This window comes from Enterobacter cloacae complex sp. 309I3 (assembly GCF_050031595.1).
Classification (GTDB): Bacteria; Pseudomonadota; Gammaproteobacteria; order Enterobacterales; family Enterobacteriaceae; genus Enterobacter; species Enterobacter cloacae.
Genome location: NZ_JBLGWI010000001.1, coordinates 3,921,436 through 3,940,780 on the forward strand (window position 1 = coordinate 3,921,436; position 19,345 = coordinate 3,940,780).

The window sequence follows — 19,345 nt, forward strand, 5'->3', positions numbered from 1 at the left end:
AAATCCAAACTGAAGATAAGGTTAACGGCGAGGATAATAACAATTAAAGAAGGGATGGAAATAATAAATAACCAAATGGACTAACCTGTTTTAGTTATCGTTCTTAACGGTAAAAGCGATAAAATAACTGACTGTAAAATAAGGATATAAATAACAAAGCGACAGCTTTTTTGCTGTATTGAAGGTAAAGACCGTTTTAGTTAATGCTAAAAATTGTGCTTTCCGGTACTATGCGGCGGTTTTTTCCGCATTACTGAGAGCGATCATGTCCACCACACTGTTTAAAGATTTCACCTTCGAAGCCGCCCACCACCTTCCGCATGTTCCTGAGGGACATAAATGCGGCCGTCTGCACGGGCATTCGTTTATGGTGCGTCTTGAGATCACCGGTGAAGTTGATCCGCATACCGGTTGGATCATGGACTTTGCTGAGCTGAAGGCGGCATTTAAGCCGACTTACGATCGACTGGATCACTATTACCTGAACGATATCCCGGGCCTTGAAAACCCGACCAGCGAAGTGCTGGCAAAATGGATTTGGGATCAGATGAAACCGCTGGTACCGCTGCTGAGCGCAGTAATGATCAAAGAGACCTGTACGGCAGGCTGCGTGTATCGCGGCGAGTGATGCTTGCCGGGGGTCGGCTTCGCCTTACCCGGCCAACAAAAGCCTGGAACCGTAGGCCCGGTAAGCGCTAGCGCCACCGGGCTTTTTTTAGGCAATATTCAGGTATTTGTGCGTCTGCATCGACAGGCGCCAGTTACGCGCGATACAGGTTTCAATGCACAGGCGCGTGGCGTCTTCTTTCTGACTGATAGGCTGCAGCGCAATCACGCGCTGTTTTTCGTCCGTCAGCGTCGCCAGCAGTTCATCCAGCGCTTCGATATCACGTACTCGCCCTACCGGGTGTTTAATCTCATCAGCACGTTCCAGCGCCTGAGACAGTACGTCGTAGCCGCCGCGCATGTTTACTTTAGGCGATACCGTTACCCAGGTGGTGTGGGAGCAGCGCACTTCATGCGTGCCGCTGGTCTCAATCTGGCAGCTATAGCTGTTCTTTTCGAGCAGTTCGGTCAGTGGCGTCAGATCGTGAATGCAGGGTTCGCCCCCGGTAATGACCACATGGCGCGCCGTCCAGCCCTGACGACCAATAATGGCCAGCAGATCTTCCGCGCTGCCAGCACCCCACTTATCGCTCTCTTTGGTTTTCGCCAGAACGCTAAACAGCGACACTTCCCGATCTGCGAGTTTATCCCACGTATGTTTGGTATCACACCAGGCACAGCCAACCGGGCATCCCTGTAAACGAATAAAAATTGCGGGAACGCCGGTAAAGTAACCCTCGCCTTGCAGGGTCTGGAACATCTCGTTAATCGGGTACTGCATAGTCATCTCAGTTAAGGGGATAAACGATAAGTATCGCAGATCCCCGTGAGATGGTCATGCTCGATCGGTGCTTTGCGCGTCAATTGCCGCCATAAAGCGTTCCGTAATCTGCTGCGGGCGGGTGATTGCCCCGCCCACCACCACCATATGCGCCCCCAGCGCAAGACATCTGGCGGCGCGTTCCGGGGTGTCCACGTTACCTTCGGCCACCACCGGTACCGTGACGGCTGCCAGTACCGCTTTCAGAAACTGACAGTCATCATCGGGTAAGGCGTGTCCGGCGGTCTGCGCGGTGTAGCCGTAAAGCGTGGTCCCGACACAATCAAACCCCAGCGCCTGCCCCGTGACGGCCTCATCAACAGTGGCTATATCAGCCATAAGCAGCACCGAGGGATAACGGGTACGAATGCGCGTAACCAGCGTTGCCAGAGATTCCCCGCCAGGCCGCGCCCTGTCGGTCGCATCAAGCGCAATGATCGCCGGGGAGACGGTCATCAGTTCATCCACCTCTTTCATCGTCGCGGTGATAAACACCTCGCTGTCGGGGTACTCCCGCTTGATGATGCCAATAACCGGCAGCGAAACCTGCTCTTTAATCGCCTCAATATCCACCACGCTGTTGGCACGGATGGCCGCAGCCCCTCCCTGACGCGCCGCCAGCGCCATCCGCGACATAATAAACGGGCTATGCAACGGTTCGTTCTCAAGCGCCTGACAGGAGACGACCAGTTTTCCCTTCAGGGTATCCAGTACAGTTTTCATTACGATAAGATCTCTTCCACTTCGTTTTTGATAATCGTGACATGCGGACCATAAATGACCTGAACGCCATTTCCGCGCACAATCACGCCGCGCGCACCGGTGGCTTTCAGCGCCGCGTCATTCACTTTGCTGCCGTCTTTAACCGTGACGCGAAGACGCGTGGCGCAGCAGTCCACCTCTTCCAGATTGTCTTTTCCGCCCAGTCCGGCGATCACCGCACTTGCGCGTTCGCTCTGGACTAAAGTCACGTCATTGGCCACCGCCTCCTTTTCCCGACCCGGCGTGGCAAAATCAAAGCGATTAATCAGATAGCGGAACGTGAAGTAATAGAGGAAGAACCACGGTACGCCCACCAGCGGCACTAACATCCAGTGGGTTTTGGCCTCCCCCTGCAAAATGCCGAACAGCACAAAGTCGATAAAACCGCCGGAGAAGGTCTGCCCAATGGTGATGTGTAAAATATGCGCGAGCATAAACGCCAGCCCGTCAAAAAATGCGTGAATGACGTACAGCACCGGCGCGATAAACAGGAAGGAGAACTCGATGGGCTCGGTGATCCCCGTAAGGAAGGAGGTTAATGCCGCTGAAAGCAACAACCCCGCGACGCGTTTTTTGTTCTCCGGTTTAGCCGTGTGATACATCGCAAGGCAGGCCCCGAGCAAACCAAACATCATCGTGATAAAGCGCCCGGACATAAAGCGCGACGTTCCTTCATAAAACTGGCGCGTCGTGGGATCGGCCAGCTGAGCGAAGAAGATCCGCTGCGTACCTTCAACCAGTTGCCCGTTGACGATCTCGCTGCCGCCAAGCGCGGTGGTCCAGAATGGGAGGTAGAAGATGTGGTGTAAACCGAACGGGCCCAGCATGCGCAAAATGAAGCCGTACAGCAGTGTTCCCAGATAACCGGTCGCATCCACCAGCCCGCCCAGACCAAAGATCAGCTTCTGGAAATATGGCCAGACTACGGTCATTAAGGCTCCGACCAGGATCGCAGCCAGTGAGCTGATAATCGGCACAAAGCGTGACCCGCCAAAGAATCCCAGAAATTGTGGCAGCGCGATCTTATTAAACCGATGATGCAGCGCGCAGGTCACAAGACCAATGACCACCCCACCAAATACGCCGGTCTCCAGCGTCTGGATCCCCAGCGTCATGCCTTGCCCGACCGCCCCGGGATTCTCGTGCGCCAGTTTTCCGGTGAGGATCAGCAGTGCGTTAATGGTGGCATTCATGACCAGAAACGCGAGTAACGCCGCCAGCCCTGCCGTACCTTTATCATTTTTTGCCAGCCCGACGGCAACCCCAACGGCAAACAGCACCGACAGATTCGCGAACACAATCGAACCGGCGCTGCTCATGATGGTGAAAATAGCCTGTAACCAGTCCACATCTAAAAACGGATATGCCGTAAGCGTATTGGGATTCGATAACGCGCCGCCTATCCCCAGCAGCAGACCCGCCGCAGGCAGTACGGCGATGGGTAACATAAAGGATTTGCCAAAGCGCTGCGCTTTTTCAAACCATCCGCCGGACGAAACACCACTGAACATTTGCATCATTTTTTCATCCCCTTAGTTAACGATGAAAATTTTTACCATAATTATATTTAACAGTGAAAATTACCATCAAAAACCAGGAGGACGATCATACTTTTTCGAAATGACTGGCATCCCTGCCCCGCTTTCCGCCACACTAGGACGCAGAGAAACGCATTAAGGATCTAGCATGTCAGACCATGAAAACCTGCTGCTGAAGCTGCGCCAGGAGGCTTCCGGGTACAGCCCCACGCAAAAAAAACTGGGAGAGTTTGTTCTCAACGATCCGGCCCGGGTGCTCTACCTGACGATCACCGAACTGGCACGGGAGAGCCACACCAGTGAAGCCAGCGTGACGCGTCTTTGCCGGACGCTCGGCTGCAAAGGCTATAACGAATTCAAGATGGCACTGGCGCTGGATATTCAGCAGGGTCAGCCCGCACGCGTGGCCGGGGACGAAATTGATAACGTCGTCGATGAGTCTGTTCAGGCGCTGCAGGATACCGCAAGACTGCTCGACAGAGCACTGCTGGAAAAAGCCGCTCAGGCGCTGCATCAGGCGCAAGCCGTACAAATATATGGGGTGGCCGCCAGCGCGATCCTCGGTGAGTATTTACATTACAAACTGTTGCGACTCGGCAAACCTGCACAGCTTTTTAGCGATATGCATCGTGCGGCCATGAATGCAGCAACGCTTTCAGAAGGGACGCTGGTGGTGGCCATTTCCAGTTCCGGTTCAACGCGGGATTTGCTCCACGTCGTAAAACTTGCACGCAAACGCGGCGTTAAGGTGTTATCCCTTAGCAATACGCCCCGCAGCCCGCTGGCTTCGCTTAGCGATATGCAGCTGGTTGCCGCAAAACCGGAAGGGCCACTCAGCGCAGGCGCGCTCAATGCTAAAGTGGGCGTAATGTTACTGGTTGAGTTACTTACAACTTCCCTGATTGCGATTGATAGCCATTACGGTGAAGTTAGCCAGCAAACAGCGAGCGCAACGCTGCCTTTATTACTCTAAAACCCTTTGCAGGCTAAATAAAATAGCCTGCATGGCGTGATGTCGATTCCATTTAAGTGCTGATACGGTTATTTCGTGCGCGGCATAATGGTGTAACAAATTATTTTATTTATTACATATTCAATGAGTGTTAAAAGCAATAAAATCGCACAAATAACAGAACAAAATCAGTTGGTTAAAATTATTTGATTTATAAATTGAATTTTTCTCACTCTGCTAGTGTCCAATATTTCCACCTGAATTCCTTACCTTAAAATAAGCTTAAGACGCCGTCAGCTTTGCCATTTTTCTATTTAAATGCCGTTTACTTTTCCCTGCCTACAATCCGCCTCATCAATCATTATGAGACGGTATAGATTAATATGTTATTTATTACAGGCGTGACTGGTTTTCTGGGCGGTGCAGTACTTGAAAAAATACTGACCAGCAATAGTTCAGTAAAATTACTGCTGCTTGCGCGCGCCAGTGACCCGCAACAAGGGCTGGAACGCGTGCGGGACAACATGCGTAAATTCAAGGTTTCAGAGGAGACGCTGGCCGCGTTGAGCGAGGAGAATATCCTTATCGGCGATCTCAGCCAGCCGGAGGGGTTCCTGAACGACCCGCGTCTGGAGCAGGTGACGCATGTTCTTAACTGCGCGGCCGTCGCGTCATTTGGTAACAATCCGCTGATCTGGAAAGTGAATGTGGAGGGGACGCTGGCGCTCGCCAGACGCATGAACCAGGTTGCCGGTTTACAGCGCTTTCTGCATGTAGGAACAGCCATGTCGTGCACGCCGGAGCAGGATTCGCTGGTCGCCGAAAGCGCGGAGTTCAGAGAAAATGCCGAGCATCTGGTGGAATATACGTATTCGAAATCCACCATTGAACAACTGATGCGCCAGCACTGTCCCAACCTGCCGCTGCTCATCGCCCGTCCGTCCATCGTGGTCGGCCATACCCGTCATGGCTGTACGCCGTCGAGCAGTATTTTCTGGGTCTTCAGCATGGGGCTAATGCTGCAAAAATTCATGTGCTCAATGGAAGACAAAATAGATGTCGTCCCGGTGGATTACTGCGCCGATGCGCTGCTGATGCTGCTTAACAGCACTGCGCAGCCGGGAGAAGTGGTACATATTTCTGCCGGAGAAGAGAACAGCGTGCGCTTTGCGGATATTGATAATGCGATGGCACAGGCGCTGGAGAAAGCCCCGGTCGGTGATAAGTATGCCCAGGTAAGTTACGAAACGCTGGTCAGAATGCGCCGTGAGCTGAAGGATATTTTTGGCCCCTGCAACGAACGGCTGATGCTGAGAGCAATGCGCTTGTACGGGGCCTTTGCCACACTGAATGTACGTTTCAGCAACGACAAGCTGCTCAGTATGGGCATGCCTAAACCGCCGCGTTTTACGGACTATATTGCCCGCTGCGTACAAACTACCCGGGGGTTGAGCATCCCGGAGCAAATGGCGGTTGATTTCAAATAACCAAAAAAAATGCCAGTCTTTCGACTGGCATTTTCATTTTAAGGCTTAAGCAATTATGCCTGGCCTTTGATCTCTTTACGACCGTTGTAAGGTGCTTTTTCGCCCAGCGCTTCTTCGATACGAATCAGCTGGTTGTATTTAGCAACACGGTCAGAACGGCTCATAGAACCGGTTTTGATCTGGCCAGCAGCGGTACCAACAGCCAGGTCAGCGATGGTAGCGTCTTCAGTTTCGCCAGAACGGTGAGAGATAACAGCGGTGTAGCCAGCGTCTTTCGCCATTTTGATCGCAGCCAGAGTTTCGGTCAGAGAACCGATCTGGTTGAATTTGATCAGGATGGAGTTAACGATGCCTTTCTCGATGCCTTCTTTCAGGATCTTGGTGTTGGTTACGAACAGATCGTCACCAACCAGTTGGATTTTGTCGCCCAGTACTTTAGTCTGGTATGCGAAACCATCCCAGTCAGACTCGTCCAGACCGTCTTCGATAGAAACGATTGGGTACTGTTTGGTCAGGTCTTCCAGGAAGTGAGTGAACTCTTCAGAGGTGAACGCTTTGTTGCCTTCGCCAGCCAGAACGTATTTACCGTCTTTGTAGAATTCAGATGCTGCGCAGTCCATCGCCAGAGTGATGTCTTTGCCCAGCTCATAGCCAGCGGCTTTTACTGCTTCAGCGATAACAGCCAGTGCTTCTGCGTTAGAACCCAGGTTTGGCGCGTAGCCACCTTCGTCACCCACAGCCGTGTTCATACCTTTTGCTTTCAGAACTTTAGCCAGGTTGTGGAACACTTCAGAACCCATACGTACTGCTTCTTTCAGGGTTTTCGCGCCAACTGGCTGAATCATGAATTCCTGAATATCAACGTTGTTGTCTGCGTGCTCACCACCGTTGATGATGTTCATCATTGGTACAGGCATGGAGTATTTGCCTGGGGTGCCGTTCAGTTCAGCGATGTGCTCGAACAGTGGCATACCTTTCGCTGCCGCAGCGGCTTTGGCGTTCGCCAGGGAAACCGCCAGGATTGCGTTCGCACCGAAGTTAGATTTGTTTTCAGTACCGTCCAGATCGATCATGATCTTGTCGATGCCAGCCTGGTCTTTAGCGTCTTTGCCAATGATTGCCTGAGCAATAGGACCGTTTACAGCGCCAACAGCTTTCAGTACGCCTTTGCCCATGAAACGGGATTTGTCGCCATCGCGCAGTTCCAGCGCTTCGCGGGAACCAGTAGAAGCACCTGATGGAGCAGCTGCCATACCGACGAAACCACCTTCCAGATGAACTTCGGCTTCAACGGTCGGGTTACCACGGGAGTCGATGATTTCACGACCGATGACTTTAACGATTTTGGACATTAGATTTTCCTCAGTACAAGTTAAACTAAAACTCCAGACAAACAACGCGTACCGGGGGTACGCGTTGCCGTTCTAACTTTTTTACTTCGCCTGACGCTTCTGATACTCGCTGGCGGCTTTCACGAAACCTGCAAACAGCGGATGCCCGTCACGTGGCGTTGAAGTAAATTCCGGGTGGAATTGGCAGGCGACAAACCACGGGTGGTTTGGCACTTCGATGATCTCGACTAACTGATCATCCCCGGAGCGGCCCGCAACACGCAGACCCGCAGCTTCAATTTGTTTCAACAACATGTTGTTGACTTCATAGCGGTGACGATGACGCTCGGTGATGACCGGTTCGCCATACAGCTTACGAACCACGCTATCGTCAGACAGCTGGCAGGCCTGTGCGCCAAGACGCATAGTGCCACCCAGATCGCTCTTCTCGGTACGGACTTCGACGTTACCGTCTTCGTCGCGCCATTCAGTGATAAGCGCCACTACAGGGTACTTACAGTCTGGCACAAATTCCGTAGAGTTCGCGTTTTCCATTCCCGCTACGTTGCGCGCAAATTCGATCAGCGCAACCTGCATACCCAGGCAGATGCCGAGGTATGGAATATTGTTTTCACGCGCATAGCGTGCAGTGGCGATCTTGCCTTCTACACCACGGTAGCCGAAGCCGCCAGGGATGAGAATCGCATCCAGATCTTTCAGAATTTCGACGCCACGTGTTTCAACATCCTGCGAATCAATCAGCTTGATGTTCACGGAGACGCGGTTCTTCAGACCACCGTGTTTCAGCGCTTCGATAACGGACTTATAGGCATCCGGCAGTTCGATGTACTTGCCGACCATACCGATAGTCACTTCACCAGCCGGATTGGCTTCTTCATAAATAACCTGTTCCCATTCAGACAGGTTAGCTTCCGGACAGTTCAAGCTGAATCGTTTACAAATATAATCGTCCAGGCCCTGTGATTTCAACAGGCCCGGGATTTTATAAATGGAATCGACATCTTTCATTGAAATAACGGCTTTTTCAGGCACGTTACAGAACAATGCAATTTTCGCACGTTCGTTCGCCGGAACCGCGCGATCGGAGCGGCAAACCAGAATGTCAGGCTGAATACCGATGGAGAGCAGCTCTTTCACGGAGTGCTGAGTCGGTTTGGTTTTCACTTCACCTGCGGCTGCCATGTAAGGCACCAGCGTCAGGTGCATGAACAGCGCGTGTTCACGACCGATATCAACCGCCAGCTGGCGAATCGCTTCCAGGAACGGCAGGGATTCGATATCACCCACGGTACCGCCGATTTCAACCAGCACCACGTCGTGGCCTTCGCCACCCGCAATGATGCGTTCTTTGATAGCGTTAGTGATGTGCGGGATAACCTGAACGGTTGCACCCAGATAATCACCACGGCGTTCTTTACGCAGAACGTCGGAGTAGATACGACCAGTCGTGAAGTTATTACGACGGGTCATTTTGGTGCGAATGAAACGCTCGTAGTGGCCAAGATCCAGATCGGTTTCAGCGCCGTCTTCAGTAACGAACACTTCCCCGTGTTGGATTGGGCTCATGGTGCCAGGATCGACGTTGATGTACGGATCCAGTTTCATCATGGTCACATTGAGGCCACGGGCTTCAAGAATGGCTGCGAGGGAGGCTGCGGCAATGCCTTTACCCAGAGAGGATACGACCCCGCCGGTCACAAAAATATAGTTCGTTGTCATGCTGAACCTGAGAAGTTAGGGTGAAACGATGGAATAACCAAGACGGGAAAGTAGTATACCCGAACACGGCGAGCGCCACAAACTTTCATTCTTCGTCTCCATTCCAGGCCATGACAAACATAAGGAGTGAGAAAATAGCCCCTTTTGGGTAAATGTTTTTGACGCAAATCAAGCGCTTGTCATTTAAAAAATCACACAAATTGCGCTTGATCGCAAAATTCCGTTAGAGATCAGATTCCTGGCGTTTTACTTCCTGCCAGACTTCTTCCATCACATCGAGGTCAATTCCGGTCATTTCCAGGCCGCGCGAGGCCACAATGCGCTCGACTTCGCGAAAGCGTCGTTCGAACTTAAGGTTGGCTTTTTGCAGGGCCGTTTCCGCTTTTACACCCAGGTGGCGCGAAAGGTTGACGGTGGCAAACAGCAGATCGCCCATCTCTTCTTCAAGCTTTGCTTCATCCACCACGGCCTGCTGCGCTTCGTGCATCACTTCGTCGATTTCTTCATGGACTTTGTCCAGTACCGGGCCAAGCGAGTGCCAGTCAAACCCTACTGCCGAGCAGCGTTTCTGGATCTTATGGGCACGCATCAGGGCGGGCAGACTCAGCGGGATGTCATCCAGCGCGGAGTGTTGGGATTTTTCAGCCCTCTCGGCGCTTTTAATCTGCTCCCAGCGCGCCAGCACTTCCGCGCTGTTGCCCGCCGTGGCATCGCCAAAGATATGCGGATGGCGGCGCTCAAGCTTGTCGCTAATGGCGGCGCAGATATCGTCAAAATTAAAGCGCCCCTCTTCCTGCGCCATCTGCGCATAGAACACCACCTGGAATAGCAGGTCACCGAGTTCGCCGCGCAGGTCGTCAAAGTCCTCACGTGAAATGGCGTCCAGTACTTCATAGGTCTCTTCGAGGGTGTACGGGGCGATAGTCGCGAAAGTCTGCTCTTTATCCCACGGGCAGCCGTTTTCCGGGTCGCGCAGGCGTTTCATGATGCCGAGCAGGCGGTCGATTTGAGTCATAGTACTGTCCTGATGAAAAAATGCCGGGTGGCGGCGTTGCCTTACCCGGCTTACAGAAGAGGATGTTTAACCGCCGTGGAGACGACGCGCGTCAATCACATCCGGGACCTGGTTCAGTTTGCCAAGCACGCGGCCCAGCACCTGCAGGTTGTAGATTTCGATGGTCATATCGATGGTGGCAAGCTGCTCGCGGGTATCGCTGCGGCTGGCAACGCCCAGCACGTTGACCTTCTCGTTGGCAAGAATGGTCGTAATGTCGCGCAGCAGACCACTGCGATCGTTGGCGGTGACGCGCACCACCAGCGAGTAGCCGGCAGAGTAGCTTTCACCCCAGACGGCTTCAACGATGCGTTCCGGCGCATGCGACTGCAGCTCAGCAAGCTGGTCACAGTCTGAGCGGTGAATCGAAATCCCGCGCCCCTGGGTGATAAAGCCGACGATGTCGTCCCCCGGGATAGGCTGGCAGCAGCGGGCGATATGGTGCATCAGATTGCCGACGCCTTCCACCACCACGCGGCCATTGTCTTTGCTGCGCTGCTGCGGGGCGTAGGTTTTCTGCTGCAGCTGTTTTAGCGCCGCCGCATCCTGCTCTGCCGCACTTGGCTTGTTGAACTGCGCCTGCAGGAAATTCACCATCTGGTTGAGACGAATATCGCCGCCGCCAATGGCCGCTAACAGCTCATCGAGCTCATTAAAGTTGTAACGCGGCAGCAGGAACTTCTCCGCCTCTTTCAGGCTGATGCCTATATGCTCCAGCTCGTCATCCAGGATCTGGCGACCGGCAAGGATGTTCTTGTCACGATCCTGTTTACGGAACCAGGCGTGAATTTTGGAGCGTCCGCGGCTGGTGGTGACATACCCCAGGTTCGGGTTCAGCCAGTCACGGCTCGGGTTTGGCTGCTTCTGGGTGATGATTTCAATCTGATCGCCCATTTGCAACTGGTAGGTAAACGGCACAATGCGCCCGCCGATTTTCGCACCAATGCAGCGGTGCCCGACATCGCTGTGGATGTGATAGGCAAAGTCGAGCGGCGTTGACCCGGCAGGCAGGTCGACAACGTCCCCTTTCGGCGTAAAGACGTACACCCGGTCGTCGAAGACCTGGCTGCGCACTTCGTCGAGCATCTCGCCGGAGTCGGCCATCTCTTCCTGCCACGCAATCAGCTTACGCAGCCAGGCAATGCGGTCTTCGTGGCCGGTGCGCGCTCCGCCCGAGGTGCCCTCTTTGTATTTCCAGTGCGCGGCGACACCCAGCTCGGCGTCTTCGTGCATCTGTTTGGTACGGATCTGAATTTCAACCGTTTTACCGCCGGGGCCCAGCACCACGGTATGAATAGACTGGTAGCCGTTAGGTTTCGGGTTGGCGACATAGTCATCGAACTCATCCGGCAGATGGCGGAAGTGCGTGTGCACGATCCCCAGTGCGGCGTAGCAGTCCTGCAGACGCTCCGCCACAATACGCACGGCACGCACGTCGAACAGCTCGTCAAAGGCGAGGTGTTTCTTCTGCATTTTGCGCCAGATGCTGTAGATATGCTTTGGCCGACCGTACACTTCGGCACGGACGTTCTCTTCCTTCATCGACTGGCGCAACCCGCTGACAAATTCTTCAATATAGTGTTCGCGGTCGATACGGCGTTCATGCAGCAGTTTCGCAATGCGCTTATATTCCGCCGGGTGCAGATAACGGAAGCAGTAGTCTTCCAGCTCCCATTTGAGCTGACCAATGCCTAAGCGGTTCGCCAGCGGCGCATAGATGTTTGTACACTCTTTGGCGGCGAGTACGCGCTCATCTTCCGGCGCGTCCTTCACTTCACGCAGGTGGGCGATACGCTCGGCAAGCTTGATCACCACGCAGCGGAAATCATCCACCATGGCCAGCAGCATCCGGCGAACGTTATCGACCTGTTCAGAGGAGACGGAATCGGTGTGCGCGGCTTTGAGCTGACGAATGGCCGCCATATCGCGGACACCGTGGATCAGCGCCACGACCGATTTTCCGACGCTTTCACGCAGCACGTCTTCCGTGACGACGTCCGCATCGGCAAGCGGGAACAGAAGCGCGGCCTGCAGTGTTTCGATATCCATATTGAGCATGGATAAGATTTCGACCATCTCCACGCCGCGCCACAGCAGCAGCTCGGCGTCCGGATGCCCCAGCGTGGTGCGCTGACAATAGGCCCAGGTTTCGGTTAAGCGTTCACACGACTGCTGGCTGGAAATTCCCAGACTTGCGATCCATTTTTGAGGGTCAAACTCACCAGCTTTATTAAGATGTGCACTTCTTACCGCAACCATCGTCCTCTCCTTTAGGGACCAGGGCCTGTCGAAGTCGACAAGCCAAACTAATTAGATGTGCTCGAACAACACCATTGATTCCAGATGCCCAGTGTGCGGGAACATGTCCAGCATTGCCAGACGCTGAATCTGGTAACCCGCGCTGAGTAATGCCTCGCTATCCCGGGCAAGCGTTGCCGGGTTACAGGAAACGTAGACCACGCGTTTCGGGGCGAGTTTAATTATATGCTGCATCACGCCCGGTGCGCCTGCCCGTGCCGGGTCGAGCAGGATTTTGTCAAAGCCCTGTTTTGCCCAGGGCTGCTGCGTGACATCTTCCTCCAGATTTTGATGAAAGAATGTCACATTTTGCAAGCCGTTCTGTTGCGCATTCTCCTGGCCTTTCGCCACCAGCGCGTCGACGCCTTCTACCCCCACAACACTCGCCGCTTTACAGGCCAGCGGCAGCGTGAAATTGCCCATGCCGCAGAAGAGATCAAGCACGCGGTCGGTCGGCTGGACATCCAGCCACGTCAGCGCGGTTTCGATCATCTGCTGATTAACGCCGTCATTAACCTGGATGAAATCCCGCGGACTGAACGTTAAGCGTAGTCCGTTTGACGCATACCAGGGCGCGTCACCTGTAACCTGCTCCAGTATCTCGCTTTGTGGGGCGAGAAAAAGCGCCAGCTCGTGGGAATGCGAAAAGCGTTCCAGTTTTTCGCGGTCTTTTTTGGACAGCGGCGCGGTATGGCGCAGCACCATCAGCGGACCATTGTTTGCCAGGACCAGTTCCACATGCCCGAGGTGGCGAACACTGTCCAGCCCGGACAGGCATGCGTGCACGTCTGGGAGCAATGCCTCAAGACGGGGCACCAAAATGGGGCACTGCCTGATATCGACGATATCGCTGGAGCCCGCTTTGCGAAACCCCATCTCCAGCCGCTCGTTTTTGGGCTGAAAGCTTAGGCTCAGCCGCGCACGACGACGATAGCCCCAGGGTTGGTCGGCAATGATGTCGTCAACGTCATGCCTGAGCAGGCGTGCCAGGGCATTACTCTTACTTTTTTGCTGTAAAACTACGCTGGCATGTTGTTGCTGGCAGCCTCCGCAGACGCCAAAATGCGGGCAGCGTGGCTCTGTGCGCTCCGGGCTGGTGGTCAGACGGCGCTTCACCTTCCCGCGTGCGTACTGGCGTTTATCTTCCGTCAGCGTAATTTCTGCTCGTTCTGTGGGCAGCAAACCTGTTATAAACAGTGTCTTACCATTGTGATGCGCGACGCCCTGACCAAAAGGGTCAAGGTCCGTGGCTTCGACAGTGATGATCTGACGCGTCGTCACGCGTCGCTTTGCAGAGTAGAATTGCGCCATCGCCGGGAATTTTCTCAAATATACATAATTATCTTAATTGTCCCATAACGGAACGCCATGACCAACTACAGCCTGCGCGCGCGCATGATGATTTTGATCCTCGCCCCCACCGTTCTCATCGGTTTGCTGCTGAGCATCTTCTTCGTTGTGCACCGCTATAACGACCTGCAGCGACAGCTGGAAGATGCCGGAGCCAGCATCATCGAACCCCTGGCCGTGTCCAGCGAATACGGGATGAACCTGCAAAACCGCGAGTCGATTGGTCAGTTAATCAGTGTGTTGCATCGCCGCCACTCGGATATTGTGCGTGCGATCTCCGTCTATGACGAGCATAACCGGCTGTTCGTCACCTCTAATTTTCATCTTGATCCGGCAGCGTTAAAAATTCCTGACGGTTCGCCGTTCCCGCGCCATCTCACGGTGATGCGACGGGGCGATATTATGATCCTGCGCACGCCGATTATTTCGGAAAGTTATTCCCCCGATGAGTCCGCGCAATCCGACGCCAAGTCCAGCAGCAATATGCTCGGATATGTGGCGCTGGAGCTGGACCTCAAGTCGGTGCGACTGCAGCAGTACAAAGAGATTTTTATTTCCGGCGTGATGATGCTGTTCTGTATCGGCATTGCGCTCATCTTCGGCTGGCGACTGATGCGCGATGTGACCGGGCCCATCCGCAATATGGTCAACACCGTTGACCGCATTCGCCGTGGCCAGCTCGATAGCCGTGTGGAAGGGTTTATGCTGGGCGAACTGGACATGCTGAAAAACGGCATCAACTCGATGGCGATGTCGCTGGCGGCCTATCACGAAGAGATGCAGCATAACGTGGATCAGGCCACTTCGGATCTGCGCGAAACGCTGGAGCAGATGGAGATCCAGAACGTCGAGCTGGATCTGGCGAAAAAGCGTGCCCAGGAGGCTGCCCGCATTAAATCGGAGTTCCTTGCCAATATGTCGCACGAGCTGCGTACGCCGCTCAATGGCGTGATTGGCTTTACCCGCCTGACCCTGAAGAGCGAGCTTAACCCCACCCAGCGCGATCACCTGCACACCATTGAACGTTCGGCTAACAATCTGCTGGCGATCATTAATGACGTGCTGGACTTCTCCAAACTGGAGGCGGGCAAGCTGATTCTGGAGAGCATTCCGTTCCCGCTGCGCAGTACGCTTGATGAGGTGGTTACGCTGCTGGCGCACTCGTCGCACGACAAAGGGCTTGAGCTGACGCTGAACATTAAAAACGACGTGCCGGATAACGTCATCGGCGATCCGCTGCGCCTGCAGCAGGTCATTACCAATCTTGTCGGTAATGCCATCAAATTTACCGAAAGCGGCAACATCGACATTCTGGTGGAAAAACGTGCCATCAGTAATAACAAAGTACAGATTGAAGTTCAGATCCGCGATACCGGCATTGGCATTCCCGAACGGGATCAATCCCGTCTGTTCCAGGCGTTTCGTCAGGCGGATGCGAGTATTTCGCGGCGTCACGGTGGTACGGGCCTGGGGCTGGTTATCACGCAAAAACTGGTTAAAGAGATGGGCGGCGATATCTCTTTCCACAGCCAGCCAAACCGGGGGTCGACGTTCTGGTTCCATATCAACCTGGATCTCAACCCGAACGTGCTGACGGACGGCCCGGTGACGGATTGCCTGAAAGGCAAGCGCCTCGCTTACGTGGAGCCGAACGCCGCCGCGGCCCAGTGCACGCTGGACATCTTAAGCACCACGCCGCTGGAGGTGGTCTACAGCCCGACCTTCTCTGCGCTTACCGTTGAGCATTACGACATCCTGCTGATGGGGATCCCGGTCACCTTTACCGGGGAGCTCACCATGCAGCAGGAACGGCTGGCGAAAGCCGCATCAATGACCGACTACCTGCTGCTGGCGCTGCCGTGCCATGCGCAAATCAATGCCGAAGAGTTGAAAAACGACGGGGCGGCCGCCTGTCTGCTTAAACCGCTCACCGCCACACGCTTGTTGCCTGCCCTGACGGCCTACTGCCGCCTGAATGAGCATGCCGTGGCATTGGTTAATGACGAGCAGAGGCTGCCGATGAGCGTGATGGCGGTGGATGATAACCCGGCAAACCTGAAGCTGATTGGCGTGCTGCTTGAGGATCAGGTTCAGCATGTTGAGCTCTGCACAAGCGGTGCTGAAGCGGTTGAACTGGCCAAACAGATGCAGTTCGATTTGATTCTGATGGATATTCAAATGCCGGGTATGGATGGCATTCGCGCCTGTGAGCTTATCCGCCAGCTACCTCATCAACAGCAAACGCCGGTCATTGCCGTGACCGCGCATGCGATGGCCGGGCAGAAAGAGAAGCTGCTCGGCGCCGGAATGAACGATTATCTGGCGAAACCTATCGACGAAGAGAAACTGCATAACCTGCTGCTGCGCTATAAGCCGGGGCATATCGGCGGTACGTATACCTTATCAGCAGAACCAGTTGAGATTAGCGTGAATCAGAACGCCACCTTTGACTGGCAGCTTGCGTTACGCCAGGCGGCGGGGAAACCCGATTTAGCCCGCGAGATGCTACAGATGCTGGTCGCGTTTCTGCCGGAAATTCGCAATAAGGTAGAAGAACAGCTGGTGGGCGAAAACCCGGAGGAGCTGCTGCAGGCTATCCACAAGCTGCACGGTAGCTGTGGCTACAGCGGCGTGCCCCGCCTGAAAAACCTCTGCCAGTTGCTGGAGCAGCAGCTACGCGCAGGGACACCAGAATCTGAACTGGAACCGGAGTTCCTTGAACTGCTGGATGAGATGGATAACGTGACGCGGGAAGCGATGAAGGTGTTAGGAAACTGAGGTAAATGCCCGGTGGCGCGACGCTTACCGGGCCTACACCCTCACCCCTCTCCCACTGGGAGAGGAAGAACTACATCCCCTGCCCGAGTTTCAGTACCGCCGCGATATTTCTTGCGGCCATCCTGACGTTCTCGCTGGCGTTTTCCAGCGCATCTTCCAGCGAGCAGATGGTGTAAATCACGCTAAACACCGCATCGATGCCGTGATCGTGCACGACGCCAACGTCCGCCGTCAGACTGCCTGCAATCCCGATAACCGGCTTGTTGAAGCGTTTGGCTACCTTCGCCACCCCAACCGGCACTTTGCCGTGGATCGTCTGGCTGTCGATGCGACCTTCACCCGTTATCACCAAATCCGCATCGGCAATCTGGTCAGCCAGATGTAGCGCATCGGTGACGATCTCAATGCCCTGGCGCAGCTGCGCACCGCAGAAGGCATACAGCGCCGCCCCCATTCCACCTGCCGCGCCGCCGCCCGCCAGGTTGAGCACATCCATATCAAGATCCCGGGCAATGATCCGCGCATAGTGCGCAAGCGCATTGTCCAGAGTAATGATCATCTCGGGTGTGGCCCCCTTTTGCGGGCCAAAAACCGCTGATGCGCCCAGCTTACCGGTAAGCGGATTCGTCACATCGCAGGCCACTTCTATGCGGCACTCGGCCAGACGCTTGTCCAGCCCGCTCAGGTCGATACGGGCAAGTTTGCCCAGCTCGCCTCCGCCCTGCCCCAGCGGCTGTTCACGGTCGTCCAGCAGCCTGGCCCCCAGCGCCTGCACCATTCCTGCACCGCCATCATTGGTGGCGCTGCCCCCGATGCCGATGATGATATGCTTAACGCCCGCATCCAGCGCGTGACGGATAAGTTCACCCGTGCCCCAGGAGGTCGTTTTCAGAGGATCGCGCTGCGAAGGTGCAACCAGCTCAAGACCACTGGCCGCCGCCATTTCGATAAAGGCGCTCTTCTCGTCGCCGGATATCCCGTAAAACCCTTCCACGCGATGGCCCAGAGGGCCGGTCACCGGAACATGCACAATGCGTCCCTGCGTTGCCGCGATCATCGCTTCGACGGTGCCTTCACCGCCGTCCGCGACCGGCAGTTTGACGTAAACCGCCTCAGGAAAGATCTCGCGAAAACCCTGCTCTATCGCTGTCGCAACCTCAAGCGCACTCAAACTTTCCTTATACGAGTCCGGTGCGATAACAATTTTCATAAGCCATCCTTACGCATAGTCGTTACGTTAAGCATACACCACGTAAAGAACCGCTCATGGGAGCGGTCCCAATGCGTTTATCGTACCATGCACGGACGTTTATTGTCGAATGTCCACTCTGGGATCAGATACTGCATCGCCATCGCGTCATCGCGCGCACCCAGCCCATGTTTCTGGTACAGCTCGTGGGCTTTCATCACCTGATCCATATCCAGCTCCACGCCCAGACCCGGTGTGGACGGGACCTGCACCATCCCCCCTTTGATTTCAAATGGCGCTTTCGTCAGGCGCTGATTGCCTTCCTGCCAGATCCAGTGGGTGTCGATCGCGGTGATCGTGCCCGGCGCGGCAGCGGCCACGTGGGTGAACATCGCCAGCGAGATATCAAAGTGGTTATTGGAGTGCGAGCCCCAGGTCAGACCGAACTCATGGCACATCTGCGCCACGCGTACCGAGCCCTGCATCGTCCAGAAATGCGGGTCCGCCAGCGGAATATCGACAGACTGCAGGGACAAGGTGTGCCCCATCTGACGCCAGTCGGTGGCGATCATGTTGGTCGCAGTAGGTAAACCCGTGGCGCGGCGGAACTCCGCCATCACTTCACGGCCAGAGAAACCTTGTTCTGCCCCGCACGGATCCTCCGCGTAGGCCAGCACGCCTTTCAGCTGCTTGCCGATGGCGATCGCCTCATCAAGCGACCAGGCCCCGTTCGGATCCAGCGTGACGCGCGCCTGCGGGAATCGTTTAGCCAGGGCTGAGATAGCTTCGGCCTCTTCTTCCCCGGCCAGCACGCCGCCCTTCAGTTTGAAATCATTAAAACCATATTTTTCGTACGCGGCCTCCGCCAGGCGTACCACCGCATCCGGCGTCATCGCTTCATCGTGGCGGAGTCGGTACCAGTCACATTGCTCGTCCGGCTGGCTCTGGTATGGCAACGGCGTCAGGTTGCGGTCGCCAACAAAGAACAGATAGCCCAGCATCTCCACTTCACTGCGTTGCTGCCCCTCACCCAGCAGGGAAGCAACGTTAACCCCCAGGTGTTGACCTAACAGATCCAGCATGGCGGCTTCGATGCCGGTCACCACGTGGATGGTGGTGCGCAGATCAAACGTTTGCAGCCCACGGCCACCCGCATCGCGATCGGCAAAGGTATTCCGCACGGTATTTAAGACGTTTTTATATTCGCCCAGCGTTTTTCCCACCACCAGCGGGATGGCGTCTTCAAGCGTTTTGCGGATCTTCTCACCGCCCGGGATTTCCCCCACGCCGGTATGCCCGGCGTTATCTTTAATAATGACAATATTGCGGGTGAAAAACGGCGCATGTGCGCCGCTCAGGTTCATCAGCATGCTGTCATGGCCGGCAACCGGAATGATCTGCATGGAAGTAACAACAGGGGTGGTAAAAGTGCTCATGGTG

The 19,345-nt window shown here is 54.9% G+C and carries 14 protein-coding genes; 4 read left to right on the top strand and 10 right to left on the bottom strand.

The genetic code is table 11. The annotated features are described in order from the left end of the window. Positions 1–265 precede the first annotated feature (265 nt). Complete coding sequence (gene queD / locus ACQG22_RS18775) at positions 266–628, top strand: 6-carboxytetrahydropterin synthase QueD (protein ID WP_010434567.1); 363 nt, start codon at positions 266–268, stop codon at positions 626–628. Between the two features lie 87 nt (positions 629–715). Here the strand turns inward: queD and queE are convergent, their stop codons facing one another. The 3 genes from queE to ACQG22_RS18790 are packed head-to-tail and all read right to left on the bottom strand — an operon-like array spanning position 716 to position 3,708. After that, on the bottom strand, positions 716–1,387 hold the full coding sequence (gene queE / locus ACQG22_RS18780; protein ID WP_336340237.1) for a 7-carboxy-7-deazaguanine synthase QueE: 672 nt from the start codon (positions 1,385–1,387) through the stop codon (positions 716–718). Positions 1,388–1,441: 54 nt separating this feature from the next. Further along, a complete protein-coding gene (locus ACQG22_RS18785) occupies positions 1,442–2,149 on the bottom strand; it encodes an N-acetylmannosamine-6-phosphate 2-epimerase (RefSeq protein ID WP_336340236.1) in 708 nt (235 codons plus the stop codon). Further along, a complete protein-coding gene (locus ACQG22_RS18790) occupies positions 2,149–3,708 on the bottom strand; it encodes a maltose/glucose-specific PTS transporter subunit IIC (protein WP_336340235.1) in 1,560 nt (519 codons plus the stop codon). The genes ACQG22_RS18785 and ACQG22_RS18790 overlap by 1 nt, the downstream gene beginning before the upstream one ends. 166 nt (positions 3,709–3,874) lie before the next feature. Here ACQG22_RS18790 and ACQG22_RS18795 point away from each other — a divergent pair, with 166 nt between their 5' ends. Further along, entirely contained in the window at positions 3,875–4,699 is an 825-nt protein-coding gene (locus ACQG22_RS18795) for a MurR/RpiR family transcriptional regulator (protein ID WP_013098513.1), read from the top strand. A 356-nt stretch (positions 4,700–5,055) separates the two neighbouring features. After that, positions 5,056–6,165: an SDR family oxidoreductase gene (locus tag ACQG22_RS18800; protein WP_028027975.1), complete on the top strand. Its 1,110-nt coding sequence runs from the start codon at positions 5,056–5,058 to the stop codon at positions 6,163–6,165. Positions 6,166–6,218: 53 nt separating this feature from the next. On the opposite strand, the gene eno is transcribed toward ACQG22_RS18800, so the two are convergent. The 5 genes from eno to rlmD form a co-directional block, all read right to left on the bottom strand. Then, positions 6,219–7,517 (bottom strand): phosphopyruvate hydratase, encoded by a 1,299-nt coding sequence (gene eno / locus ACQG22_RS18805; RefSeq protein WP_013098515.1) that lies wholly within the window; start codon positions 7,515–7,517, stop codon positions 6,219–6,221. A gap of 81 nt (positions 7,518–7,598) precedes the next feature. Continuing rightward, positions 7,599–9,236 (bottom strand): glutamine hydrolyzing CTP synthase, encoded by a 1,638-nt coding sequence (gene pyrG, locus ACQG22_RS18810; RefSeq protein ID WP_013098516.1) that lies wholly within the window; start codon positions 9,234–9,236, stop codon positions 7,599–7,601. 223 nt (positions 9,237–9,459) lie between these two features. Continuing rightward, a complete protein-coding gene (gene mazG / locus ACQG22_RS18815; protein ID WP_029883908.1) occupies positions 9,460–10,251 on the bottom strand; it encodes a nucleoside triphosphate pyrophosphohydrolase in 792 nt (263 codons plus the stop codon). A 66-nt stretch (positions 10,252–10,317) separates the two neighbouring features. Beyond that, positions 10,318–12,549 (bottom strand): GTP diphosphokinase, encoded by a 2,232-nt coding sequence (relA, locus tag ACQG22_RS18820; RefSeq protein ID WP_013098518.1) that lies wholly within the window; start codon positions 12,547–12,549, stop codon positions 10,318–10,320. Positions 12,550–12,600: 51 nt separating this feature from the next. Continuing rightward, positions 12,601–13,899: a 23S rRNA (uracil(1939)-C(5))-methyltransferase RlmD gene (rlmD, locus tag ACQG22_RS18825; RefSeq protein ID WP_336340234.1), complete on the bottom strand. Its 1,299-nt coding sequence runs from the start codon at positions 13,897–13,899 to the stop codon at positions 12,601–12,603. Positions 13,900–13,956: 57 nt separating this feature from the next. On the opposite strand from rlmD, the gene barA reads away from it, so the two are divergent. Next, on the top strand, positions 13,957–16,716 hold the full coding sequence (gene barA / locus ACQG22_RS18830) for a two-component sensor histidine kinase BarA (protein ID WP_023620554.1): 2,760 nt from the start codon (positions 13,957–13,959) through the stop codon (positions 16,714–16,716). Between the two features lie 70 nt (positions 16,717–16,786). On the opposite strand, the gene ACQG22_RS18835 is transcribed toward barA, so the two are convergent. Together ACQG22_RS18835 and gudD are read right to left on the bottom strand one after the other, a co-directional pair. Beyond that, positions 16,787–17,926: a glycerate kinase gene (locus tag ACQG22_RS18835; RefSeq protein WP_040021628.1), complete on the bottom strand. Its 1,140-nt coding sequence runs from the start codon at positions 17,924–17,926 to the stop codon at positions 16,787–16,789. A 77-nt stretch (positions 17,927–18,003) separates the two neighbouring features. Next, positions 18,004–19,341: a glucarate dehydratase gene (gene gudD, locus ACQG22_RS18840; RefSeq protein WP_029882847.1), complete on the bottom strand. Its 1,338-nt coding sequence runs from the start codon at positions 19,339–19,341 to the stop codon at positions 18,004–18,006. Positions 19,342–19,345 lie beyond the last annotated feature (4 nt).

Bases quoted from the DNA above. Each gene is read 5' to 3' on its own strand.
- rlmD (WP_336340234.1), bottom strand. From the start codon at position 13,899: ATGGCGCAATTCTACTCTGCAAAGCGACGCGTGACGACGCGTCAGATC.
- gudD (WP_029882847.1), bottom strand. From the start codon at position 19,341: ATGAGCACTTTTACCACCCCTGTTGTTACTTCCATGCAGATCATTCCG.
- barA (WP_023620554.1), top strand. From the start codon at position 13,957: ATGACCAACTACAGCCTGCGCGCGCGCATGATGATTTTGATCCTCGCC.
- ACQG22_RS18795 (WP_013098513.1), top strand. From the start codon at position 3,875: ATGTCAGACCATGAAAACCTGCTGCTGAAGCTGCGCCAGGAGGCTTCC.
- relA (WP_013098518.1), bottom strand. From the start codon at position 12,549: ATGGTTGCGGTAAGAAGTGCACATCTTAATAAAGCTGGTGAGTTTGAC.
- queD (WP_010434567.1), top strand. From the start codon at position 266: ATGTCCACCACACTGTTTAAAGATTTCACCTTCGAAGCCGCCCACCAC.
- ACQG22_RS18835 (WP_040021628.1), bottom strand. From the start codon at position 17,926: ATGAAAATTGTTATCGCACCGGACTCGTATAAGGAAAGTTTGAGTGCG.
- eno (WP_013098515.1), bottom strand. From the start codon at position 7,517: ATGTCCAAAATCGTTAAAGTCATCGGTCGTGAAATCATCGACTCCCGT.
- queE (WP_336340237.1), bottom strand. From the start codon at position 1,387: ATGCAGTACCCGATTAACGAGATGTTCCAGACCCTGCAAGGCGAGGGT.
- pyrG (WP_013098516.1), bottom strand. From the start codon at position 9,236: ATGACAACGAACTATATTTTTGTGACCGGCGGGGTCGTATCCTCTCTG.
- mazG (WP_029883908.1), bottom strand. From the start codon at position 10,251: ATGACTCAAATCGACCGCCTGCTCGGCATCATGAAACGCCTGCGCGAC.
- ACQG22_RS18785 (WP_336340236.1), bottom strand. From the start codon at position 2,149: ATGAAAACTGTACTGGATACCCTGAAGGGAAAACTGGTCGTCTCCTGT.
- ACQG22_RS18790 (WP_336340235.1), bottom strand. From the start codon at position 3,708: ATGATGCAAATGTTCAGTGGTGTTTCGTCCGGCGGATGGTTTGAAAAA.